At 32.7% G+C, this 24,318-nt stretch carries 34 protein-coding genes; all 34 read left to right on the top strand.

What is annotated here, in order from left to right; translation table 11 throughout:
- Nucleotides 1–135 precede the first annotated feature (135 nt).
- The 34 genes from RBH95_RS13700 to RBH95_RS13860 all read left to right on the top strand — a co-directional run bounded on the left by RBH95_RS13700 (nt 136) and on the right by RBH95_RS13860 (nt 24,215).
- A complete protein-coding gene (locus RBH95_RS13700) occupies nt 136–627 on the top strand; it encodes a hypothetical protein (protein WP_307900141.1) in 492 nt (163 codons plus the stop codon).
- Between the two features lie 126 nt (nt 628–753).
- A complete protein-coding gene (locus tag RBH95_RS13705) occupies nt 754–1,152 on the top strand; it encodes a hypothetical protein (RefSeq protein WP_307900142.1) in 399 nt (132 codons plus the stop codon).
- 671 nt (nt 1,153–1,823) lie between these two features.
- Nucleotides 1,824–2,450, top strand: coding sequence for a hypothetical protein (locus RBH95_RS13710; RefSeq protein ID WP_307900143.1), 627 nt, complete (start codon nt 1,824–1,826; stop codon nt 2,448–2,450).
- A 131-nt stretch (nt 2,451–2,581) separates the two neighbouring features.
- The gene (locus tag RBH95_RS13715) at nt 2,582–3,070 is read left to right on the top strand and encodes an HAD domain-containing protein (protein ID WP_307900144.1); all 489 of its coding nucleotides are present in this window, start codon (nt 2,582–2,584) and stop codon (nt 3,068–3,070) included.
- A gap of 181 nt (nt 3,071–3,251) precedes the next feature.
- Nucleotides 3,252–3,710 carry a helix-turn-helix domain-containing protein gene (locus RBH95_RS13720; RefSeq protein WP_307900145.1) on the top strand — a complete coding sequence of 153 codons (459 nt, stop codon included), beginning with the start codon at nt 3,252–3,254 and terminating at the stop codon, nt 3,708–3,710.
- Nucleotides 3,656–4,504, top strand: coding sequence for an IS3 family transposase (locus RBH95_RS13725; RefSeq protein WP_307902258.1), 849 nt, complete (start codon nt 3,656–3,658; stop codon nt 4,502–4,504). Before RBH95_RS13720 ends, RBH95_RS13725 begins: the two co-directional genes overlap by 55 nt.
- A gap of 149 nt (nt 4,505–4,653) precedes the next feature.
- Nucleotides 4,654–5,166, top strand: coding sequence for a hypothetical protein (locus tag RBH95_RS13730; RefSeq protein WP_307900146.1), 513 nt, complete (start codon nt 4,654–4,656; stop codon nt 5,164–5,166).
- A 145-nt stretch (nt 5,167–5,311) separates the two neighbouring features.
- Complete coding sequence (locus RBH95_RS13735) at nt 5,312–5,767, top strand: DUF4348 domain-containing protein (RefSeq protein WP_307900147.1); 456 nt, start codon at nt 5,312–5,314, stop codon at nt 5,765–5,767.
- A gap of 178 nt (nt 5,768–5,945) precedes the next feature.
- A complete protein-coding gene (locus RBH95_RS13740) occupies nt 5,946–6,419 on the top strand; it encodes a hypothetical protein (protein WP_307900148.1) in 474 nt (157 codons plus the stop codon).
- Nucleotides 6,420–6,589: 170 nt separating this feature from the next.
- Nucleotides 6,590–7,051 (top strand): RDD family protein, encoded by a 462-nt coding sequence (locus RBH95_RS16700; protein WP_374047790.1) that lies wholly within the window; start codon nt 6,590–6,592, stop codon nt 7,049–7,051.
- A gap of 161 nt (nt 7,052–7,212) precedes the next feature.
- Nucleotides 7,213–7,812, top strand: a complete 600-nt coding sequence (locus tag RBH95_RS13745) for a hypothetical protein (protein WP_307900149.1) — start codon at nt 7,213–7,215, stop codon at nt 7,810–7,812.
- 138 nt (nt 7,813–7,950) lie between these two features.
- Nucleotides 7,951–8,304, top strand: a complete 354-nt coding sequence (locus tag RBH95_RS13750; protein ID WP_307900150.1) for a hypothetical protein — start codon at nt 7,951–7,953, stop codon at nt 8,302–8,304.
- Nucleotides 8,305–8,719: 415 nt separating this feature from the next.
- Nucleotides 8,720–9,391 (top strand): hypothetical protein, encoded by a 672-nt coding sequence (locus tag RBH95_RS13755; protein ID WP_307900151.1) that lies wholly within the window; start codon nt 8,720–8,722, stop codon nt 9,389–9,391.
- A gap of 157 nt (nt 9,392–9,548) precedes the next feature.
- The gene (locus RBH95_RS13760; protein WP_307900152.1) at nt 9,549–10,085 is read left to right on the top strand and encodes a hypothetical protein; all 537 of its coding nucleotides are present in this window, start codon (nt 9,549–9,551) and stop codon (nt 10,083–10,085) included.
- A 120-nt stretch (nt 10,086–10,205) separates the two neighbouring features.
- Nucleotides 10,206–10,841 (top strand): hypothetical protein, encoded by a 636-nt coding sequence (locus RBH95_RS13765; protein ID WP_307900153.1) that lies wholly within the window; start codon nt 10,206–10,208, stop codon nt 10,839–10,841.
- A 598-nt stretch (nt 10,842–11,439) separates the two neighbouring features.
- Nucleotides 11,440–11,898: a helix-turn-helix domain-containing protein gene (locus RBH95_RS13770; protein WP_307900154.1), complete on the top strand. Its 459-nt coding sequence runs from the start codon at nt 11,440–11,442 to the stop codon at nt 11,896–11,898.
- Complete coding sequence (locus tag RBH95_RS13775; RefSeq protein ID WP_307902259.1) at nt 11,844–12,692, top strand: IS3 family transposase; 849 nt, start codon at nt 11,844–11,846, stop codon at nt 12,690–12,692. The genes RBH95_RS13770 and RBH95_RS13775 overlap by 55 nt, the downstream gene beginning before the upstream one ends.
- Nucleotides 12,693–12,757: 65 nt before the next feature.
- Nucleotides 12,758–13,180, top strand: a complete 423-nt coding sequence (locus tag RBH95_RS13780) for a hypothetical protein (protein ID WP_307900155.1) — start codon at nt 12,758–12,760, stop codon at nt 13,178–13,180.
- Nucleotides 13,181–13,333: 153 nt separating this feature from the next.
- Complete coding sequence (locus RBH95_RS13785; protein WP_307900156.1) at nt 13,334–13,822, top strand: hypothetical protein; 489 nt, start codon at nt 13,334–13,336, stop codon at nt 13,820–13,822.
- A 161-nt stretch (nt 13,823–13,983) separates the two neighbouring features.
- On the top strand, nt 13,984–14,814 hold the full coding sequence (locus tag RBH95_RS13790) for a DUF1963 domain-containing protein (protein WP_307900157.1): 831 nt from the start codon (nt 13,984–13,986) through the stop codon (nt 14,812–14,814).
- A 195-nt stretch (nt 14,815–15,009) separates the two neighbouring features.
- A complete protein-coding gene (locus tag RBH95_RS13795; protein ID WP_307900158.1) occupies nt 15,010–15,381 on the top strand; it encodes a transposase in 372 nt (123 codons plus the stop codon).
- Entirely contained in the window at nt 15,381–16,232 is an 852-nt protein-coding gene (locus tag RBH95_RS13800) for an IS3 family transposase (protein WP_307902260.1), read from the top strand. Before RBH95_RS13795 ends, RBH95_RS13800 begins: the two co-directional genes overlap by 1 nt.
- 56 nt (nt 16,233–16,288) lie before the next feature.
- Nucleotides 16,289–16,513, top strand: a complete 225-nt coding sequence (locus tag RBH95_RS13805) for a hypothetical protein (protein WP_307900159.1) — start codon at nt 16,289–16,291, stop codon at nt 16,511–16,513.
- A gap of 13 nt (nt 16,514–16,526) precedes the next feature.
- On the top strand, nt 16,527–16,946 hold the full coding sequence (locus tag RBH95_RS13810) for a hypothetical protein (RefSeq protein ID WP_307900160.1): 420 nt from the start codon (nt 16,527–16,529) through the stop codon (nt 16,944–16,946).
- A 215-nt stretch (nt 16,947–17,161) separates the two neighbouring features.
- Nucleotides 17,162–17,584 (top strand): hypothetical protein, encoded by a 423-nt coding sequence (locus RBH95_RS13815; RefSeq protein WP_307900161.1) that lies wholly within the window; start codon nt 17,162–17,164, stop codon nt 17,582–17,584.
- Between the two features lie 155 nt (nt 17,585–17,739).
- On the top strand, nt 17,740–18,267 hold the full coding sequence (locus tag RBH95_RS13820) for a hypothetical protein (protein ID WP_307900162.1): 528 nt from the start codon (nt 17,740–17,742) through the stop codon (nt 18,265–18,267).
- 250 nt (nt 18,268–18,517) lie between these two features.
- The gene (locus tag RBH95_RS13825) at nt 18,518–19,021 is read left to right on the top strand and encodes a hypothetical protein (protein WP_307900163.1); all 504 of its coding nucleotides are present in this window, start codon (nt 18,518–18,520) and stop codon (nt 19,019–19,021) included.
- Nucleotides 19,022–19,141: 120 nt separating this feature from the next.
- Nucleotides 19,142–19,657: a hypothetical protein gene (locus tag RBH95_RS13830; protein ID WP_307900164.1), complete on the top strand. Its 516-nt coding sequence runs from the start codon at nt 19,142–19,144 to the stop codon at nt 19,655–19,657.
- 233 nt (nt 19,658–19,890) lie between these two features.
- A complete protein-coding gene (locus RBH95_RS13835; protein WP_307900165.1) occupies nt 19,891–20,586 on the top strand; it encodes a hypothetical protein in 696 nt (231 codons plus the stop codon).
- Nucleotides 20,587–20,794: 208 nt separating this feature from the next.
- Nucleotides 20,795–21,253, top strand: a complete 459-nt coding sequence (locus tag RBH95_RS13840) for a helix-turn-helix domain-containing protein (protein WP_307900145.1) — start codon at nt 20,795–20,797, stop codon at nt 21,251–21,253.
- Complete coding sequence (locus RBH95_RS13845) at nt 21,199–22,047, top strand: IS3 family transposase (protein WP_307902258.1); 849 nt, start codon at nt 21,199–21,201, stop codon at nt 22,045–22,047. The genes RBH95_RS13840 and RBH95_RS13845 overlap by 55 nt, the downstream gene beginning before the upstream one ends.
- 99 nt (nt 22,048–22,146) lie before the next feature.
- A complete protein-coding gene (locus RBH95_RS13850; RefSeq protein WP_307900158.1) occupies nt 22,147–22,518 on the top strand; it encodes a transposase in 372 nt (123 codons plus the stop codon).
- Entirely contained in the window at nt 22,518–23,369 is an 852-nt protein-coding gene (locus RBH95_RS13855; RefSeq protein WP_307902260.1) for an IS3 family transposase, read from the top strand. Before RBH95_RS13850 ends, RBH95_RS13855 begins: the two co-directional genes overlap by 1 nt.
- Before the next feature lie 51 nt (nt 23,370–23,420).
- Entirely contained in the window at nt 23,421–24,215 is a 795-nt protein-coding gene (locus tag RBH95_RS13860; RefSeq protein ID WP_307900166.1) for a hypothetical protein, read from the top strand.
- Nucleotides 24,216–24,318 lie beyond the last annotated feature (103 nt).

Here is a 24,318-nt window from a genome sequence, read left to right on the forward strand (position 1 = left end):
GCTTCTGATTTTCCTTGCGGAAAATCCTCGCAACTTTATTATCTTAGTTTCTTAACTCTGAAAATCCTGCGGATTTTCACGCAACGAAACTATACACAAACCGTTGTGCCCAATTAAATATTACGACTGATCTCAATGACAATCTTTCCGACTCAAAAATATCTCATTGAACTACACGATGATTATTCGACATCACTAAATGAATTACAAAAGAAAACTTTACCGAACGAACAATTTGTTTCAAATTGGGATAAACAAACATTCATTGGAGAAATTAATGAATCAGATTTTGAGCTAAAACTTTCGAAAAAACTATATGGTTCCTTTTGTGTTTTTAGGGGAAAACTAAAAAAAGAAAATGGAATTTTAGAAATCAAAATTAATAAAACAATAAAGATAGTTTTATTGGCTTTATTTCTTTTTCCAATTATTGGGCTGACAACTTCTTTAATAAAAAATGAATTAAAAGACTCATTGGACCTCATAATTCCAACACTATTGTTCATCCTGATTCTTCGTTTTGTATTTATTGAGTTGAGTTTTCGAATTATAGCTAAAAAAGGACTAAAAAAATTGACAGAAATAATCGGAATTGAAAAGATAAAAACTGGGCACAACACCGTGTAACACGCATTGCTTCGGATTTTCCTTCGGAAAATACTCGCAAACGTGTAATGTCAGTTTCCTTTTCCTATCTTTAAACCATACTACGCCGCAACGACGGCGTTACACAAACCGTTACCTGCAATTAGAATGAAAAAAATAATCGTAATACTGACCTTGGTATTTTTTTCAACATTAGCATTTGGTCAAACTGACTCAATTCGAGGTAATCAATATAATCTTAATGGGAAAATTATAAATCAAATTTCTTTGCCTCCTCATTGCGGATATTTTGCATTTGGAACAATCGTTGAATTTAAAATAATTGACTATTCGAATCCTAATTATAAACAAGATTCGATTGGTGTAATTTTTACCTGTCCTGAATTCTATGGGGATGGATTTTTTGAAGTTGGAAAGACCTATACCCTTACCGTTGCAGATGAAAATCAAGCAGATTTCGGTTGGACTATTCCAAATGATTTTTTATTATCTAAGTACACATTGGACAAAAACTTGTGGGTAATTAAAGCTGATAAAATAGAATAAAAACAGCAGGTAACACCGTGTATAATTCATTGCTTCTGATTTTCCTCTCGGAAAATCCTCGCAACTTTGCTATCTTAGTTTCTTAACTCGAAAATCCTGCGGATTTTCACGCAACGAAACTATACACAAACCGTTGTGCTTAATGTAAAAAACAACTCATAACTATGGGAATATAAGTTATCAATCGATATAATTTAAGAAAATCAAAATGTTAAACTCAAATTGAATTAAATGATTTTACTCTTTATTTTAGGAATTTCAATTATTCAAATTGTATTGTATTTTATAAACAATAAATACAAGAATAAACTTCCAAATTTTATAATACTATTAATTTTACTAGTCTGCTATTTTTTTATTTTCCCTAGATTATTTTATCCTGAACCGAGAACTGATGGAATCAATTGCGGAATGCCTATACTCGCAATATCAATGGTTTTTTGGTTCTTTGGTACAATCGCTGGAATTACGACACATCTAATTTGGAAACTTATAATTTGGAAACCTAAAACTAGAAAAACAAAAAACACATAAGCACAACACAGTGTATAATTCATTGCTTCTGATTTTCCTCGCGGAAAATCCTCGCAATTATACTATCTTAGTTTCTTAACTCGAAAATCCTGCGGATTTTCACGCAACGAAACTATACACAAACCGTTACCCACAATTTGAAAAAAAACATAGTTTACATATTATTCATCTTTCTATCATTTAGTTTCGATAGCGTTTTTGCCCAAAACATTACGGATTTTGAAACGGAACTGATAAAATATCATGGAACAAAGGACTCTTTAGTTGGTGATGATTTGTGGATTTATGACAAAAGTTTTAACCAAATAAAAAAAGTTGACCTAGCAATTTTTAAAGAGAAAAAATATGAGACTTATTTGGTTGATTTGACTTGGTATCTAGGCTATCATATAGACTTGGTGAATTGTCTATTCTTATACAATAAAGAATCTAAAGAAATAGTGTTTACAGGCGAATTATGGTGCAACGGATTTAAAAAAGATTTCTATAAAAGTTTAATTGGTAACACTATTTCGGACAAAAGTACGGCAAGAAAATTTGTAAGTGATTTCGAGAAACTAGTTCAAATTAATAATCCAAAAGTGAAATTTGAAAATGTATATTTTGAGAACGGAACAACATATTTTTTTCAAACAAATTATAGCATACCTAAAAAGACAAGATTACTCGAAAGAATCATAATTTTAAATCATCCTAAAGGTAAACTTACTGGCATAAATATTATAAATCCGAAAAGACAAACTGATTTAGAAATTATAAAATAAAAACTGTGGGTAACAATGGCTATAATTCATTGCTTCGGATTTTCTACCGAAAATCCTCGCACTTTTGCTATGTGTGTCCTACAGCGGAAAATCCTCGCGGATTTTCACGCAACGAAACCATAGCCAAACCGTTGGCTACAATTAAAAAAGACATGTATTTAGTTCTAGATTTAGATGGTGTTTTAATAACAACTCCACCTTGGAAACCAGACCAAATTGCTTCGGACGGATATTCTGAATTTAACAAATCTTGCACAGAAAACTTAAATCGCCTTCTAACTCTTGTAGAATTTAAGATTTGGCTAAGTTCTACTCGACGAACTACAAAAACTTTGACTGAATTTAATACGCTTTTTAAAAATCGAGGAATTAAAACCCAAATTACTGGATTTCTTCCTCAATACGCTGAATGCAAAAACCGTAAAGAAGAAATACTAAAATTTTTAACGGAATTTAAAATATCTGATTTTCTTATAATTGATGATGATAAAACTTTAAATGGATTAGAAAACACAATAAAAAACAAACTTATATTGACCGAACTAACAAAAGGATTTAATTCGGAAAAACTGAAAGAAGCTACTGAAAAAATAAAAAACTGTAGCCAACACCGTGTATAATTCATTGCTTCCGATTTTCCTCGCGGAAAATCCTCGCAACTTTACTATCTTAGTTTCTTAACTCGAAAATCCTGCGGATTTTCACGCAACGAAACTATACACAAACCGTTGTACCCAATTGGAGAAATGAATTTTCCTGAAATAGGTTGACTAAAAATCGAACAAACAATTGCAGTCACTTATGAAACACGAAAAACAACACTGGCGAAAAAAAAGCTACCAAAAAGTCAATCTAGAGACCAAACTTCTGGTCGTTGACCAAATCCTTAACGGACAATTGTCCAACAACCAAGCTTCCAAAAAATATGAGGTTCCCAGAACCACCATAACCTATTGGTTAAGAAAATATAGTACCTTAGTGCAACGAAACACTGGTATGAGCAAAAACGACGAAATTAAAAAGCTGAAAGAGCGTATTGAAGAACTGGAGTTCCAAAAGGACTTCCAACAGGACATTATCGCTGATATGGAACTTATTACAGGCGTCGATATGTCAAAAAAGTCATTGCCCAAAACATTAGCAAAAGAGATAGAGCAAAAGAAAAAAGACCGTTTAAAAGAAAATGGCTCTATGGATGTTTTGGGATATCTAAGCAAGCCTTCTACAAAAGACTCAAAACACAACAAAAACAAGAAATAGACCAACAAAAACTAATTTCTTTAGTTAAGGGTTACCGTAAAAAAGTAGGCTCTAAAACTGGTGGAATCAAGCTCTACAGTGAACTGAAACAAGATTTTATAAATGCCAATATTAAGATTGGCAGAGATAAATTCTATAGGTTTCTAAGGCTTAACAGACTACTAATACCTAAAGCCAAAAATTACACCACTACAACAAACTCCAACCACATGTTCAAAAAATATAAAAACCTTGTTAAGGACCACGTCCCCACCCGACCAGAACAGCTTTGGGTAAGCGACATAACATACATTAAAACCGAAAACGGACACAACTACCTAGCATTGGTAACCGATGCCTATTCCAAGCAAATTATGGGGTATAAACTAGACAGCCATATGAGAACATCTCTTTGCAAAGATGCACTCGCCATGGCCATTAAAAACAGAAAATATCGCAACCAAAAGCTCATCCATCATTCTGACAGAGGGTTCCAGTACTGCAATCCCAAATACTCGCAGTTTGCTGAACAAAACGGCATTACCATGAGTATGACAGAACAATACGATCCTTATGAAAACGCCGTTGCAGAACGTATTAACAGAACCCTAAAACATGAATATGGGCTGAAACAAACCATTAAAAACACGGAACTAGCCAAAAAAATGACACAGCAAGCGGTCTATATTTACAACAACCTAAGAGCTCATTTCAGCCTGGATCTGAGAAAACCTGCCGAAGTACATCTCAATCCAAACATCAACTACAAATCGTATCGAAAAAATAATGTAATTTTAAATCCACTAACGATTTGAAAACATCGTTTTGAACAACCGAAAATCAACCGAAAAAAGGTCAACCTATTTCAGTACAATACAAAAACATCCCGTCTGTCGATAAAAGTAAAATATGATTCGAGAACGGTTAAATAATTAACGGTTTAGATTAGAAAGGATAATAAACTATGAATAAAGTGAGACACTTTTTTAAATATATCTTTTTCACATTTAGTGTGTTATTGACAGGTTGCTATCATTGTACGGAGCAAAAAGCACTTGACTCGCTGATTATGAGTTATAATAATAATCGTTCCGCATTTGACTCAATCCCAAATTTTTTAGAGAACAATCAAGATTCGATTGACCATATTTCTTACTACAATTATGAGTATCAAATAGGTTTTCGAACTGACCATAAAAATATTGTTAACATAAAACATGATTCTGTAGAACAAGGTTTGATTAAAAATGAATTCATTGACATTGAATCAACTAAAAGAATTATTGATTTGATGAAAAATGAGAACTTGGAGTATTTGGGAATTAGTAATAAAAAGATAACTATCACAAACTTTTGTGGAGGACATTATTTTAAAGATGGTCAAATCTATTTAAGATATGGAATTGATTTTGAGGAAAGCGAAAAAAAGAATATCATAAAAAAGATAAATATTGATTGGACTATAATGAAAAGATAACAACTGTGTACAACACGCAATAAAAAACATAGGGCAGAAAGTGCTAAATTTAAACGACATTACGTTTAATAAACGGCTCGGTAGCTTGATAGGTAGGTGCTTCGAAATGCCCTACGTTTCTTATTGCCAAACGTTGCCTACAATTATGAAACATTACATTCTCGCCATATTCACATTTGTTATAATAAGCTGTAAACAATACAGTAATGAAAACAAAGTTGTGGGTTTAACTCAAGTAGAAACAAATATTCCAGCCAATGTTGATTCTGACTTTAGATTATTCCTCGATTTTTTTAATAAAGATTCTATTTTTCAATTAAACAGAATTGACTTTCCCATAAAAGTAAAGGATTTTCAAAAAGTAGAATTTGAACTAAATGAAAGAGTAATTAATAAAATAGACTATAGCTTAAAAACTTTTCAAATAAACAAGACTTCTGACTTAGAAGACTTTGGAGAATATGAGCAAATCATAAAAATTGAAAATGAAAAAGCAATAATTGAGATCAGCGGAATAGGAAACGGAATAGCAATCGACTATGAATTTGCAAAAGTTAATGGAAAATGGAAGTTAATTACTTGGACAGACCAATCAACGTAAAACAAAAAAAACTGTAGGCAACACAGTGTATAATTCATTGCTTCCGATTTTCCTCACGGAAAATCCTCGCAACTTTGCTATCTTAGTTTCTTAAACCTGAAAATCCTGCGGATTTTCACGCAACGAAACTATACACAAACCGTTGTAATGCATTAATTCCAAAAATAAAATAACTCAAATGAAAGATTTTGTGATATCGGGTTTTACTGATTCTATTAATTTAATTGAGAAATTAGAAAGAGATATTGCAACGCTCAATAATGCAATTATCAGTCAAGATAGTACCAAAATAAATGATGCATTCATTAATTTCTATATACTTGCGTATCACATTAAAGATTGGTTAAAAGATGAAGGTTTTAGTTCAGTGGAAAATTATATAAATGAAAATTTAGAACTAAGTGTTTGTGCTGACCTTTGTAATATAACTAAACATAGAAAATTAAATAAACCTTCAAGATCCAACGATCCTCTTTATCAAATTTATAAAGACGGTATTCTAATAGATAGTACTGCATATACATTTGACTCATCTGTTCCAATAAAGGCAACGACCTATTACATTAGGTTGAGTTCTGGAAAGAGTTTCGAAATTTTATTTTTCGTAAAAAGAGTTATGGAACTTTGGAAAAGTTTCATTAATAATAAATAACGCATTACAACACAGTGTATAATTCATTGCTTCTGATTTTCCTCTCGGAAAATCCTCGCAACTTTGCTATCTTAGTTTCTTAACACGAAAATCCTGCGGATTTTCACGCAACGAAACTATACACAAACCGTTGTGAGCAAGCTTGACCAAACCAACATCTGACTTCAAAATTGGAAAATAGAATTAAAGCATTTGCAATAGACTATTTGATTATGTGTATAATCGGATATTTAACATTTAAAATTACGGATAATATATTTTTAGGAATAATGATAATCTATCCAATAACAATGAACAAAGATTTTCTCAATGGAAAAAGCATTGGAAAAAGACTATTCAATATACAAGTTCAAAATCTGACGGACCAAAAAGCATCTGAATGGAAATGCTCATTACGGAATTTTCTTTTCATCATTCCATTCGACCTAATATTTACAATTTTCAGTCCAACTCGAAGAATTGGCGACCGAATTGCAGGAACCAAAATTGGAATTAATAAAGATTGTACTTTAAAAACTATAAGGAATGAATTAAAAAATTATCGTATTAATAAAAAACTGATTTTTGGTTTGTTATTCGCTTTAGCAAACACATACGCATTGATATGGCTCTATGAAATAATATTGAGCTAAATAATAAAAAGCCAGCTCACAACACCGTATAAAAATAATGCGTAAGTTTATTCCTTATTCAAAAGTTAGTGCGCCTTTGGTCACTCTGATTTTCCTACGGAAAATCCTCGGACACAAAACCGCACTATTCTTATACAAACCGTTACCACACATTTGCGAAAATGACCTCCATTCTTATATTTTTCGGAATTCTCATCGGACTGAATTTAATTCCAGAGCTGATTAAGAAAGAATATCCTAAAACCGAAAAAATGATTTCTCGAATAGTGTTGATTTCGTCCTTATCTTTCTTGATTTTAGTTTTACTGTCGTTTATCGAAATTAAATTAAAAGGACTTTACACAAACTCAATCATCGGTTTAACTTTCTTAATATCAAGTCTTATCTATATTGCGACTAAAAAGAATACAAAGAATAAAATGGTTTCAATTGTTTTTTTATTCCCCCTGATTTTAGTTAGCCTTTACTTTCAATTCTTCAATAAAAATTTGGGAACATATAAAATAAATGACGAACTGAATATTAAGATTAGTCAAGAAGGATTTTTGGCTTGTGGAGAAATAATCCGACTGACCAAATCAAGCCTATTAATTTTTGAGAAGGAATTAATTTATGACAGTAGTCAATGCTTGAGAGGAATCAACAGAATTGAAACAATTGAATTTAATGATAAACGTGCTGAATTTTTAATTTATCACAACGGAGAAATGGACTCTGAAAACCCTTATCATTATGAAATTGAAAATAAAAACGTGTGGTAACACCGTGTATAATTCATTGCTTCCGATTTTCCTCTCGGAAAATCCTCGCAATTTTGCTAACTTAGTTTCTTAACCCGAAAATCCTACGGATTTTCACGCAACGAAACTATACACAAACCGTTGTAGCCAATTTAAGAAATGACAAAATTCCGACTGACTTTAGTAACTGAAAACCAAAAATCTCTTGAAAAAGGAAAAAAGTTTGCGGAACTGATTTGCGGAACTCTGAATTGTAAAAACGGATTCGAAATTTCAAAATATGAGAAGTTTGAAAACTCATATCGAATAGAAATTATTGGACAAATAACGGACAAAAACTCGGTTGCCGAATCAATCGAATTGACTGACCGAATTTGCTCGCCTTGGATTGTGACTTATGACCGAGCCAAAAATAGCATGGAATTGATATTTAATAAATCGGACTTGACCAATTTTCGGAGAGCCGAATTTAATGTGCTGAATTGGGCAAATTTTGGAATAGAAAATGAATAAAAAGAATTTAAAAATCATAAGATTATATATAATTAGTTTATTCTGTATTGTCTGTTATTTCCTATTAGAGAATTCTAACATCATTTCCGAACTCGTTCAATTATCTGAAAAAGGTCGTTATGGCGGATTCCCAACATTTTTTCTAACAGGATTATTCAAATACGGATTATTACTAATCGGAATAAGTATTATTATAATTATGAGTTTTTTATTAATCAGAGAAAGAACAAAAAATCACTCGAATAAATAAAAACTGGCTACAACAACGTATATAAAAAATTGCTATTTTAGTGCTAAACCGATGGAGGTTGCTTGTTTTGCTACTTCTGATTTTCCTGCGGAAAATCCTCGCATACAAAACTGCAACTTTCCATATACAAACCGTTAGGCACAATTTGACTAAAAACGAAAATTCGTGATAAAAAAAATACTTGAAGAATTAAAAGCTGATAATACAAAATTTTTGATATCAGGCTCAACTTCATTAAAAACTGAATTTGACATATCTCCACAAGAGTTTATAAAGTTTGCGGAAATTGACTTGTCAAGTGAATATGAGCATAATATTGTAAATGCACTTTCAAATGCAAAAAGAGCATTAGACTGCCAACTTGATAGTTTATTATTATGCTTTGGTTATTATACTTTATCACAAAAAAAGTTTTGGAGTTTCCCTAAAAAAATAGACTTAATTAACGAACTTGGAATTATTGCACCGAGAGTTTTAAAAAAAATTAATAAACAACGAAATCTACTTGAACATCAATTCATAAAACCGAATCAAGAAAGCGTTGAAGATTTTTTGGATATAACTCTTCTTTTTATTGCGAGTACAGATAGATTTACCCTAAAATTTACACATTTAATTCATTTGAGAAATATTGGACTCGGAAAAGTATATGTTATTTTAAACAACTATTTTCAAGAAGAACTTAATATTTACGTTTATAAAACTGATGGTGACATGGACTTATTACCAACCGAAATAGATAAAATAGAAAATGAATTAATTGAAAAAATGTCATTTAAAAATAGTGATTCTGAATATAAAGATTTACTGAAATTTTATTTAGAATTTTCAAAATAAAAAACTGTGCCTAACACCGGCTATAGTTCATTGCTTCTGACTTTCCTTTCGGAAAGTCCTCGCAAATTTGCTATCTTCGGTTTTCGGCGGAAAATCCCTTCGGATTTTCACGCAACGAAACCATAGCCAAACCGTTGGGCACAAGCTAAAAATCAAAATGGCGAAAAAAATTGGAATTTTAATTTTAGTGATTTTTTTATCGATAATTCTTGCTTCGATTTACGGATTTTTACACAACCAAGTTTCTTACTCAATATCAACTGAATACTTTACTAAATTTAAATTTGACCAGTTTTGGTCGGTAAAATATACACTTGACTTTCCTCGAATGAGCGCAGGATTAATCGGAATTGCTTCAACTTGGTGGTTCGGACTTATACTCGGACTAATTATTGGAATCGTAGGAATGTTTCAGTGGAATCCAAAAGTTATGTGGAAAAGCTCAATAGGAGCTATAATTCGGACTTTAGTAATCGCTATCGGAATTGGAATCGTGGGAATTTTGATTGGCAAATTTATAATTTCAAACTTAAATACTAATTGGAATCTTCCAGTAGATTTAATGGACCAAAAGAGCTTTTTAATTGCTGGAACAATGCATAATTTCAGCTATCTAGGTGGTTTAGTCGGACTGATTTATGGAATTAAATATCAATTAAAAATAAAAAAAGCCTGTGCCCAACACCGTGTATAATTCATTGCTTCCGATTTTCCTCACGGAAAATCCTCGCAAGTTTGCTATCTTAGTTTCTTAACTCGAAAATCCTGCGGATTTTCACGCAACGAAACTATACACAAACCGTTGTAAAACATTATGAAAAAAATCTTGCTCACACTTATTCTAGGTATTTTAATTTACTCTTGCTCAGTTACCAAAACAGGGACTAATAAAACAAGATATTTCAATGAAAATAATTTAGAAATTAGTAAATCTAAATTCAACCGAATTCGTTCAACGAATAAAATGTTGGACATTCCTGGAGATTCAGTTAATCATAAAAAATTGACTGTAAGGGAAAAACGTGGAAAAATTAGCAATAGAAATAATTTGGAAGTATTACTCGAAAATCAAATTAATAAGGAGTTAGAATCTAATAAACCAATAGTAATAGTTTATTACCCAGGAGAAGATTCTTGTAATAAAGGTGGACCTGCTGATCCCGTAATGCATAAAAATTATCTCAAAGAAATTATTAAAGGAATATATAATATTACAAATACTAACCCTTTATTTATTTATAAGGATTATAAAGGACTCGAAAATAAATCATATAAGGAAATATTTACTTGGCATAAAGATCCTAATCAAATAGTAGAAAAATTGTTTTTTAAATATCATTATCCTTGCTATAGTTATGTTATTGTTGGTGCAAACGGAGAATATATTTCTTATTTTGGAGAATTTACAAAAGAAAGTATATGGAATTCTGCTTATGAAATAGTAAATTAAAAAAGCAAAATGGATATACAGAACAACTAAAATTTAGATTCGGATTTGAATATATTCAAGTCGTTGATGATTTTGAAATAGAGCTAATAAAATTTCAACGCAATACTGCCTTTTGCGGAAATGATGGACTTCCCTATGCTCTTCTCATTGGAAAAACTAAATCGGAATCGATACCCGAAAAAATTACTGTTCTTTCATATTGCGATAATAGAACTTTTAATATTGGAGATAAACTTAAAATTAAACCAACTAAAAATCCCACTGATAGTACTTCATTGAATCCAATATATTTTGTGAAGGACACTTTGATAAATGGAAATAAAACCAAATGGGTAATTGGTTCGGAAAACAAAGCCATCTGGGGTCGACCTGATAAATTAAATGAATAAAAAACGTTTTACAACACAGTGTATAATTCATTGCTTCTGATTTTCCTCGCGGAAAATCCTCGCAATTTTGCTACCTTAGTTTCTTAAACCTGAAAATCCTGCGGATTTTCACGCAACGAAACCATACACAAACCGTTGTGTGTCATTTTGAGAAATGTATTTTCCTGAAATAGGTTGACTAAAAATTGAACAAACAATTACAGTCACTTATGAAACACGAAAAACAACACTGGCGAAAAAAAAGCTACCAAAAAGTCAATCTAGAGACCAAACTTCTGGTCGTTGACCAAATCCTTAACGGACAATTGTCCAACAACCAAGCTTCCAAAAAATATGAGGTTCCCAGAACTACCATAGCCTATTGGTTAAGAAAATACAGTACCTTAGTGCAACGAAACACTGGTATGAGCAAAAACGACGAAATTAAAAAGCTGAAAGAGCGTATTGAAGAACTGGAGTTCCAAAAGGACTTTCAACAGGACATTATCGCTGATATGGAACTTATTACAGGCGTCGATATGTCAAAAAAGTCATTGCCCAAAACATTGGCAAAAGAGATAGAGCAAAAGAAAAAAGACCGTTTAAAAGAAAATGGCTCTATGGATGTTTTGGGATATCTAAGCAAGCCTTCTACAAAAGACTCAAAACACAACAAAAACAAGAAATAGACCAACTAAAACTAATTTCTTTAGTTAAGGGTTACCGTAAAAAAGTAGGCTCTAAAACTGGTGGAATCAAGCTCTACAGTGAGCTGAAACAAGATTTTATAGATGCCAATATTAAGATTGGAAGAGATAAATTCTACAGGTTTCTAAGGCTTAACAGATTACTAATACCTAAAGCCAAAAATTACATCACTACAACAAACTCCAACCACATGTTCAAAAAATATAAAAACCTTGTTAAGGACCACGTCCCCACCCGACCAGAACAGCTTTGGGTAAGCGACATAACATACATTAAAACCGAAAACGGACACAACTACCTAGCATTGGTAACCGATGCCTATTCCAAGCAAATTATGGGGTATAAACTAGACAGCCATATGAGAACATCTCTTTGCAAAGATGCACTCGCCATGGCCATTAAAAACAGAAAATATCGCAACCAAAAGCTCATCCATCATTCTGACAGAGGGTTCCAGTACTGCAATCCCAAATACTCGCAGTTTGCTGAACAAAACGGCATTACCATGAGTATGACAGAACAATACGATCCTTATGAAAACGCCGTTGCAGAACGTATTAACAGAACCCTAAAACATGAATATGGGCTGAAACAAACCATTAAAAACACGGAACTAGCCCAGAAAATGACACAGCAAGCGGTCTATATTTACAACAACCTAAGAGCTCATTTTAGCCTGGATCTAAGAAAACCTGCCGAAGTACATCTCAATCCAAACATCAACTACAAATCGTATCGAAAAAATAATGTAATTTTAAATCCAATAACGATTTGAAAACATCGTTTTGAACAACCGAAAATCAACCAAAAAAAGGTCAACCTATTTCAGTACAATACACAATGAAACATTTTTACTTCATATTTGGACTTTTAATTTTACTCCAAAGTTGCTATTTTGGAGCTGGCTTAGTTGAAAAACAATTATCGGACAACATTCATTTAATCGCAATAAATGATTTGGATGACGCAGAAATAATATATGCTTCTGATGGAAGCAGTGTTTATTACACCTTAATTCCCCAAACTGTATATTCAGTTGGATACAATAACGATTTTATAATCGCCAAAATTCACCCCAAAGACCCGGCCAAAGGTGTTTTAGATAATTTGACCTATTATCATATAATCGAAGTTGATAAAGTCGACGATTACAATCACGATCTAACACCTTCATTAACTTTTGAACAATACAATTCAGAACGTAGACGTCTCAAAATACCCAGTAAACTTGAATTTACAATCGATTTGAAAAGAGATAAATAACTACACACAACACCGTGTATAATTCATTGCTTCCGATTTTCCTCTCGGAAAATCCTCGCAACTTTGCTATCTTAGTTTCTTAACACGAAAATCCTGCGGATTTTCACGCAACGAAACTATACACAAACCGTTACCTGCAAGCAAAACAAAAATATGAAATCATGTATTTTAATCTTAGCTTTTGCAATTATCCTAGTTAGTTGTTCAGATAAGTCTCAGAAAGAAATTGTAAAGGAAGAAACAGAGATTGTTGACACCAAAACACACTTAAAAAACAAAAAGATTTCTGACCAAAATAATAAAGATGTTTACGAAGACAATCCTTTAATTGGTAAATGGGAATTAAAAAATATTACCAACTTAACTTCTAACGAAAAATTAGAAATAAATATTTTCGAAAAAATGGAGTTCACTAAAGAACTAAAATTCTATTTTTCATCGGACTCATCAAAAATGTCAGGAGATTATAAATATTTGGATTTACAAGCTGTACTTAACAATGTTTACGTAAATGAAAAAAAAGACAAAAATGACCAAATTATAAACTTTTCACATTTGGACAGTTTGACTCTCATAATTGAATGTAGACAAGAAAGCGGTGTGGAATATGCTGAGTACAAATCAAAAAAAGCCAGCAGGTAACACGGTGTATAATTCATTGCTTCCGATTTTCCTCACGGCAAATCCTCGCAACTTTACTATCTTAGTTTCTTAACACGAAAATCCTAGCGGATTTTCACGCAACGAAACTATACACAAACCGTTGTGTACCATATGAGATAACAATACCGCAAATAAAAAACATGTGGAATATATTTAAAAAGCTATTTAGCGGAGAAGAAACTAAAGAAGAGAAATCTCATTTTGATAAGTATCGTGATGATTTAAAGGCTGAAGGTTTATCAACATATGAAGATTTAATTGGACAAGTAAAACCACTGTTAAAGAAAGCCACAAAACTGATCGTTGAGAAACCATCTAGACCACCTGAAAATTCACAATTAAAATCTCATTTTGGTGGGCAACCTTACTTCGAGGAAAATGAAGAATGGCCTAAGACTAAATCAGGTAAAAACTTTGATTTTATTTTCCAAATCTTTAATAACACTGATAATGGATTACCAGATGATATTCAGTTATTTCAATTTTATTATGACTTTGATGAGTTTCCATGGGATTCTGACTCTGAAGGATGGTTAGTAAAAACCTATGACAAAATTAATGAAGATGAAATAAAAATGATTTCTCGCCCAACAGAACTCGAAAAATCCAAATATTGTGAATTGACTTTTGAACCAATTGTGTCTCTCCCAGATTGGCAAGGCCTTTATTCTATTTGCCCCAATGCAAATAAGCTATCTGGCATATTAAATGAGGATTCACCCTGGGAAAACTATGAGAAAGTTTGCAAAAACTTAATTGGAGAGCAAAACTATCAAAGTCAAATTGGAGGTTACCCCAAATGGATACAAGGAGAAAGTACACCAAGGAACCCTAACAATAGCTTAATGGATTTGTTGATTCAAATTGATTCTGAAGAAAATTCTGGGATAATGTGGGGTGACCAAGGAATGATTTATTTCTTTTATAATATTGAAACAAGAAGAATTGAATTCATGCTTCAATGTTATTAAAATGAAACAAATACGGCACACAACACAGTGTATAATTCATTGCTTCCGATTTTCCTCGCGGAAAATCCTCGCAACTTTACTATCTTAGTTTCTTAACACGAAAATCCTACGGATTTTCACGCAACGAAACTATACACAAACCGTTGTGCACTATTTTGACCCGTCCGGAAATAAGGCTACATAATTTTAATAATTATGTACAAAAATGACAAAGTAATTAGACGCTACAGCGAATCGTTTAAATTGAAAATTTTAGACGAACTTACCACCGGAAAACTCAACAAGAACCAATTAGGAAAACTTTACGGAATAAACCCTACAACCATTAACGAATGGATCAGGAAATATGAGCGTAAAGACCTAATGAACACACGTGTTAAAGTGGAAACAAAAGACGAAATAACTAGAATCAAAGAGCTACAAAAGGAAATTGAACAGCTAAAAAAACTACTGCTCAAAAAGGATCTTGATGCAATGGTATTGGACTCTTATCTAGAAGTGGCTGCTGAGAAACTGGGCTACAAAAACGTGATAGAACTCAAAAAAAAACTAAATACCAAGCCTTAATCAGAGCTAAAACAAAGAGTGAAGGATTTGCTTCGTTAACTACTGTTTGTGCCTGTTTCGGACTCAAAAGGGATGCGTATTATAAATACCATACCAGAGAAACAGAACGTCTGAAACTAGAAAAACGGATCATAGAAATTGTAAAAAAACGTCGCAAATCCTTACCTAGAGAAGGTGTTCGAAAAATGATTAAATCATTGGATGTAGAGTTTACCAAAGCCAATATCAAAGTGGGAAGAGATACGCTTTTAAATGTACTTAGAGCCAATAATATGCTCACCTTAAGGAAAAAATACAGTGCAAAAACCACCAATTCCTTGCACAGGTTCCGTAAGTACAAGAACATTGCTAAAGATGTAATTGTAACAAGATCTAACCAGGTTTGGGTAAGTGATATCACCTACATTAGAACCTTGAAAGGATTTTGTTATCTAGCTTTGATTACTGATGCCTATTCAAGGAAGATAGTCGGTTATGATCTTAGTGATAGCTTGGAACTAAGCGGTTGTGTTAGGGCATTAAATAAGGCGTTATATCAAGCTAAGGACATTGATGGACTCATACATCACTCTGATAGAGGGATACAATATTGCAGCAATGTATACACTCAGATACTTAAGAGAAAAAACATCGGTATAAGTATGACAGAAGAAAACCATTGCTACGAAAACGCTATGGCTGAGCGTGTAAACGGCATCCTAAAAGATGAGTTCTATCTCGATCAAACCTTTATGGATACAGCCCACGCAAAGAGAGCTACAAAAAATGCCATTAAATTATATAACGAAGTAAGATTACACTTATCTTTAGATTTTAAAACACCTAATATGGTATACAAATTAACCGCTTAAAACTATGTTTAACCTGTAGCCATATTTCAGGACGAGACATTTTGAGAAAAAAACAAATGAAGCTTAAAAAAGATAGAATAATAATTGCAAGTGACGTAAAACGTGATGGAATTGGAATTGAGGTTTATCGAGATGACGAATTGGTGATTGAAATATTTCGCAGTGATAGTGACAAAACGAGAACTATAAACATCTTTAAAAAAGATTTACCTCTAAAATTAATGGAAGAAAGCATTGCAACTTTCAAAAAAGAAATTCCTTGGGATTTTATCGATGATTAACCTTAACTAAGAAATGACCTTAACAAACGACCAATTCACAGAAGCTGCATTTATTTTCGAAAAAGCCAAAGGAAGTTCTCACTCGGAGTTTGAGAGAAAAATTATTGAGGAATCCGAATTGACAAAATTCCACCCAACCGAATTGGAACAAATCATTGTTGACGGACTGAATTCTGGAATTTATAAAACAGAGACTGAACGAACAAGTGGATATTGGAGTTTATCAAAAATTGGAAATCGGAAATTAATTGCGGAATATAAAAAATGGTTGCTAGAAGAATTAGAAAACGAAAATGGAATAGCAGTGTTTCAAATATTAGTTGGACTCGACCGACTTGATGAGCCCGCATTCAATGAAAATCGAAATGGACGAGGTGCGGACGAAACGGAATTGAATTTACGAGATGCAAAAGAATATCTAAAAGAAAAATAAAAACAGTGCACAACAAAGTGTATAATTCATTGCTTCTGATTTTCCTCACGGAAAATCCTCGCAACTTTACTATCTTAGTTTCTTAAACCCGAAAATCCTGCGGATTTTCACGCAACGAAACTATACACAAACCGTTGGCGTGCATTACCAAAATGAAGTATCAAAACCAAATACTATTTCTTGTAACCCTATTGGCTGGACTTGTCTCTATCAGCATGATAGATAAAGACAAAAGTTTAAATCCAACGGGAACCTACGAACTAAACATTAAACAAGATTTGGATGATCAAGAGATTTATGAAAATTTTGGTAGAATACAAATTGAAAAATTACCTCAAAATAAAATAGTCATGACTTTTATGGTTAATAAAGGTGCTCCAAGCTATAATTCAGGCTCTTTTATAGACACCCTGGATTATTCAAACAATAGAGCAATCTATAAAACTGACCTTGACCTAAGTTGCGAAATAACGTTTGACTTTTCCAATAAAGGTGTAAAAGTCTTTGAAAAAACTGATGACTACAATTATGGTTGTGGGTTTGGACATGGAGTTTTCGTCAATGATTTTTTTGAAAAAATCTCATCAGAAATACCCGAATTAAGAGATCCATTAACAAACGAAAAAATTAAAAAATAAAACGCACGCCAACACCGTGTATAATTTATTGCTTCCGATTTTCCTCACGGAAAATCCTCGCAACTTTACTATCTTAGTTTCTTAACTCGAAAATCCTGCGGATTTTCACGCAACGAAACTATACACAAACCGTTGTGTACAATTTGAAAATCTGAATGGGACAATATTTTAAAATAGTAAATGTATCTAAAAAGCAATTCATTGATATTGACAGTTTAGGAGAAAACAACAAACTTGGTTTCATAGGACAAGGACTGAATGGAATCGCACTCGGACGTTTACTGACTTCAAGCGGAAAAGATTGGGACGAGGACTTTTTCAAAGCTTTCGGAAACCCAAATTCTGACAAAATATATATGGGAATTTGGGCAGGAGATAAAATTGTCGTTGCAGGCGACTATGACGAACCTGATACAAATGGAATTAAAACATCTGATGCTGAAAATGGCAATCGGAATTTATATGACAAAACGGAATCGGATTACGAAAACATTACTGATGAAATAATTAAATGGTTGGCAAATGACGAGCAAACTGCTGAAATGTTAGTGAATAGAGCGGAAAAAGATTCTGAATTATTACAAAAACTTTCTGACCTTGTATTTATCGAACAGAATAAACAAATGAAAAAAAGTTTGGAAAAAATACTTGGCTCTGATTGGACTAAACGACTGAAAAAATAAAAACTGTACACAACAACGGCTATAGTTCATTGCTTCTGACTTTCCTCGCGGAAAGTCCTCGCAAATTTGCTATCTTCGGTTTACGGCGGAAAATCCTCGCGGATTTTCACGCAACGAAACCATAGCCAAACCGTTGTACAACATTAGATAAAAAAATTCACTTTTGACTGAAATCTTAAATTTCATTACTGACTTCATAAGAATTGACATTTTTGTTGGATTCGGATTTTACTCAATAATCTACTTCATTTTGAGAGCTTTATTAAAAGACAAAACAGTTCTTTCAGATTTTGACAAAAGTGCTGTTCAATTAATAATTTATCTAGGCTTTGTCTGGATTATTTTGTGGCTTTTCGGAATTATGGTTTTCTATTTAGGATTAGAAAATGAGAACGAAAAAGTGGAATATATCAATCGATTGACGGGAAAATATGCTTACGCAATATGGATTCAACCAATATTTTGGTTTTTGTTGACCCAGACATATCGAATACGATTCATAAAAAAATATTTAATTAATAGAATTATAATCAGTCTACTCTTTGTTATAACATTTGAACGATTTGTAATTCTAGTAGTAACATTACACCGCGATTATTTACCAAGTAGTTGGACCTTAAATAAGGAATACGGAATTGATACAGGAGTTATGGTTGCTGGACTATTGGGAAAAATTTTAGTTTCTTTAGTAGTTTTCTGTTTGTACCATTTCGGAATGAAAAAATTAAAAAACGTTGTACAACACCGTGTATAATTCATTGCTTCCGATTTTCCTCGCGGAAAATCCTCGCAACTTTATTATCTTAGTTTCTTATCACGAAAATCCTGCGGATTTTCACGCAACGAAACTATACACAAACCGTTGTACATAATTATGAAAAACCTAAAAAGAAAACATATTTATGGAATTATTCTTCTGATTTGGGGATTATATTGGACGTACGACTATTTTGAGAATAAAAAAAATATTAAGAATCTAAACTACGGAATTAAAGCTAACGATTTGAGAAAATCTTTAAATGTCCCCATTATTGATGGATACATGAGTGCTCAATATAAATACGACGATGGATTTATTGGAAATAGATGGGAATCTCGACGCGATAAGCCTAAAGAAAATGAAATACTTCATGTATGGAAAAATGCAAATCCGTCTGATAACAAAAGCTTTAATTTAGATGATGAAGATGACGGTTTTAGGAAACTGGACAACAACGGAAAAATTATGCAATTCAATATTTACAGTACTATAATTGGAGATTCGATTTCTGAAAGAAAAGGAAGATTCTTTTATTATGATTCTAAACCAAGAATGGAAAAAGAATTGAACGAAATGGAAATTGATAGTGTTGCGAAAAGTTGGAATTTAAATTACCTGATTAAAAAATAACTATGTACAACACCGTGTATAATTCATTGCTTCTGATTTTCCTCGCGGAAAATCCTCGCAAGTTTGCTATCTTAGTTTCTTAACTCGAAAATCCTGCGGATTTTCACGCAACGAAACTATACACAAACCGTTGTAGCACATTTCCAATACACAAAAACGAGATTAATTTCTTTGTCTAACGAATAAATTTTAAGGAATTTTACAAATTAAAAATTTGACCTTTGTCAAAATATATGAAACCTATGAATCAATTTTTGAGCCTACTTTTATTATTAGTATTGACTCTCTCTTGTAAAAAAGACAATGAAGCAACCGAAAAAGAAGTTAATGCAGTACAGCAAGTATTAAACTTTTACAGCGGAGAATGTTTAAGACATAAAGGGTTTAAATCTAAAAATGGAGAAACTAAAACTTATTTCATACTTGAAATGAGTAAAAGCCTTTTACTTGAAAGCAAAGCCAACAAATTAAAACCGCATGCGGGCAATATTGCTTATCTATTCTACTCGCACTTGGACAACGAAAAATCAAATTATAACGAGATTAGAGTAAAAATAAATCTTCAAAATGGAACAAGTTCGGAATTTTCATATTCAGACAAGGAAATAGAAGAAATTGAAAATTTAATACCAAAAATCAATAAAGTATCTGACCTAATAGAAAAGAAAGACTACCAAACTCTAACAAATCTATTTGACAAGTCTATTGGTGTGGAAACAAGCCAAATTGCCGAATTCTTTAATAACTTTGAAAAAGAATACGGAACTATAAAACAATCTCAATTTCAAGGATTTGAATTTAAGGAAACAAATAATTTCGGTAAAGTAATAAAAGTAAATATTGCTCAAGTAAGGGAAAATGTTGCCTTATCTATGGTATTGGTTTTAAAAAGAGAAAATCATGATTTAATCTCTATAGATTTTGAATAAAAAAACGTGCTACAACACAGTGTATAATTCATTGCTTCCGATTTTCCTCACGGAAAATCCTCGCAATTTTGCTACCTTAGTTTCTTAACACGAAAATCCTGCGGATTTTCACGCAACGAAACTATACACAAACCGTTGTATGCAATTTTGACCCTGAATTTTCCTGAAATAGGTTGACTAAAAATCGAACAAACAATTGCAGTCACTTATGAAACACGAAAAACAACACTGGCGAAAAAAAAGCTACCAAAAAGTCAATCTAGAGACCAAACTTCTGGTCGTTGACCAAATCCTTAACGGACAATTGTCCAACAACCAAGCTTCCAAAAAATATGAGGTTCCCAGAACCACCATAACCTATTGGTTAAGAAAATATAGTACCTTAGTGCAACGAAACACTGGTATGAGCAAAAACGACGAAATTAAAAAGCTGAAAGAGCGTATTGAAGAACTGGAGTTCCAAAAGGACTTCCAACAGGACATTATCGCTGATATGGAACTTATTACAGGCGTCGATATGTCAAAAAAGTCATTGCCCAAAACATTAGCAAAAGAGATAGAGCAAAAGAAAAAAGACCGTTTAAAAGAAAATGGCTCTATGGATGTTTTGGGATATCTAAGCAAGCCTTCTACAAAAGACTCAAAACACAACAAAAACAAGAAATAGACCAACAAAAACTAATTTCTTTAGTTAAGGGTTACCGTAAAAAAGTAGGCTCTAAAACTGGTGGAATCAAGCTCTACAGTGAACTGAAACAAGATTTTATAAATGCCAATATTAAGATTGGCAGAGATAAATTCTATAGGTTTCTAAGGCTTAACAGACTACTAATACCTAAAGCCAAAAATTACACCACTACAACAAACTCCAACCACATGTTCAAAAAATATAAAAACCTTGTTAAGGACCACGTCCCCACCCGACCAGAACAGCTTTGGGTAAGCGACATAACATACATTAAAACCGAAAACGGACACAACTACCTAGCATTGGTAACCGATGCCTATTCCAAGCAAATTATGGGGTATAAACTAGACAGCCATATGAGAACATCTCTTTGCAAAGATGCACTCGCCATGGCCATTAAAAACAGAAAATATCGCAACCAAAAGCTCATCCATCATTCTGACAGAGGGTTCCAGTACTGCAATCCCAAATACTCGCAGTTTGCTGAACAAAACGGCATTACCATGAGTATGACAGAACAATACGATCCTTATGAAAACGCCGTTGCAGAACGTATTAACAGAACCCTAAAACATGAATATGGGCTGAAACAAACCATTAAAAACACGGAACTAGCCAAAAAAATGACACAGCAAGCGGTCTATATTTACAACAACCTAAGAGCTCATTTCAGCCTGGATCTGAGAAAACCTGCCGAAGTACATCTCAATCCAAACATCAACTACAAATCGTATCGAAAAAATAATGTAATTTTAAATCCACTAACGATTTGAAAACATCGTTTTGAACAACCGAAAATCAACCGAAAAAAGGTCAACCTATTTCAGTACAATACACCCGTCCGGAAATAAGGCTACATAATTTTAATAATTATGTACAAAAATGACAAAGTAATTAGACGCTACAGCGAATCGTTTAAATTGAAAATTTTAGACGAACTTACCACCGGAAAACTCAACAAGAACCAATTAGGAAAACTTTACGGAATAAACCCTACAACCATTAACGAATGGATCAGGAAATATGAGCGTAAAGACCTAATGAACACACGTGTTAAAGTGGAAACAAAAGACGAAATAACTAGAATCAAAGAGCTACAAAAGGAAATTGAACAGCTAAAAAAACTACTGCTCAAAAAGGATCTTGATGCAATGGTATTGGACTCTTATCTAGAAGTGGCTGCTGAGAAACTGGGCTACAAAAACGTGATAGAACTCAAAAAAAAACTAAATACCAAGCCTTAATCAGAGCTAAAACAAAGAGTGAAGGATTTGCTTCGTTAACTACTGTTTGTGCCTGTTTCGGACTCAAAAGGGATGCGTATTATAAATACCATACCAGAGAAACAGAACGTCTGAAACTAGAAAAACGGATCATAGAAATTGTAAAAAAACGTCGCAAATCCTTACCTAGAGAAGGTGTTCGAAAAATGATTAAATCATTGGATGTAGAGTTTACCAAAGCCAATATCAAAGTGGGAAGAGATACGCTTTTAAATGTACTTAGAGCCAATAATATGCTCACCTTAAGGAAAAAATACAGTGCAAAAACCACCAATTCCTTGCACAGGTTCCGTAAGTACAAGAACATTGCTAAAGATGTAATTGTAACAAGATCTAACCAGGTTTGGGTAAGTGATATCACCTACATTAGAACCTTGAAAGGATTTTGTTATCTAGCTTTGATTACTGATGCCTATTCAAGGAAGATAGTCGGTTATGATCTTAGTGATAGCTTGGAACTAAGCGGTTGTGTTAGGGCATTAAATAAGGCGTTATATCAAGCTAAGGACATTGATGGACTCATACATCACTCTGATAGAGGGATACAATATTGCAGCAATGTATACACTCAGATACTTAAGAGAAAAAACATCGGTATAAGTATGACAGAAGAAAACCATTGCTACGAAAACGCTATGGCTGAGCGTGTAAACGGCATCCTAAAAGATGAGTTCTATCTCGATCAAACCTTTATGGATACAGCCCACGCAAAGAGAGCTACAAAAAATGCCATTAAATTATATAACGAAGTAAGATTACACTTATCTTTAGATTTTAAAACACCTAATATGGTATACAAATTAACCGCTTAAAACTATGTTTAACCTGTAGCCATATTTCAGGACGAGACATTTGAATAAGCAATGCCACAGCAAAAATCTTCAATAAGAACAAGCATTAAACTAGAAGCTGATTCTATAATCCTTGATTACATTAAGATAGCACAGAACTCATGCAATATGCTGGCTTTTATAACTTCTAATCTAAATGACATTCCTTTCGAAGAAGTGCCTTCTCCTCCAATTTTGAGTAATATTAATTTAGGAGAAATAGATTATGTTGGTGATAAGAAAATTTATCTAGATATGTGGTTGTTCAATCATGGACTAAATGATATAGTTAAAGCAATAAATATTAGTTTAGGACGTGCTAATTTTTTGTCAGAAATGACTTCTTTACATAAGACGACAATTAAATATGGAGAATTTCAAGAGTTTGAAAAACGTCTAAACAAGAAATACCTGAGAAAAGATTTACCGACTCTCATTAAATTAACTACCGAACTTGTTAATAAACCTTTAATTCTTGTCGAGGAAATATTGTCAATAAATGATGTTAGAAAATGTCAGGAACATAGAGCTGGTGTTGTTACGGAAATTGATACTAATTCAACTGATAGCGATGTTCCACAATTAAAATTAAAATGGATTGGAAATAAATTAAGTTATACTAGAAATGGCGAAGAGGTCATAACTGATAAGCCTGGAGTTTCTTTAGAAAAAAATGATTTGTTTAAACTAAGTAACATCAACAAATCAAAATCTTATGATATTGGAGAAAGAATAAGAATTGATATAAACACGTTTTACGAGCTGGCCTTTACGGGATATTTATTTATTAAACATATTGCTGATAATTTCAACTTTGGGAACAAATAAAACTGCATACAACACCGTGTATAATTCATTGCTTCCGATTTTCCTCTCGGAAAATCCTCGCAACTTTGCTATCTTAGTTTCTTAACCCGAAAATCCTGCGGAT

It is taken from the genome of Mangrovimonas sp. YM274 (assembly GCF_030908385.1).
GTDB lineage: Bacteria > Bacteroidota > Bacteroidia > Flavobacteriales > Flavobacteriaceae > Mangrovimonas_A.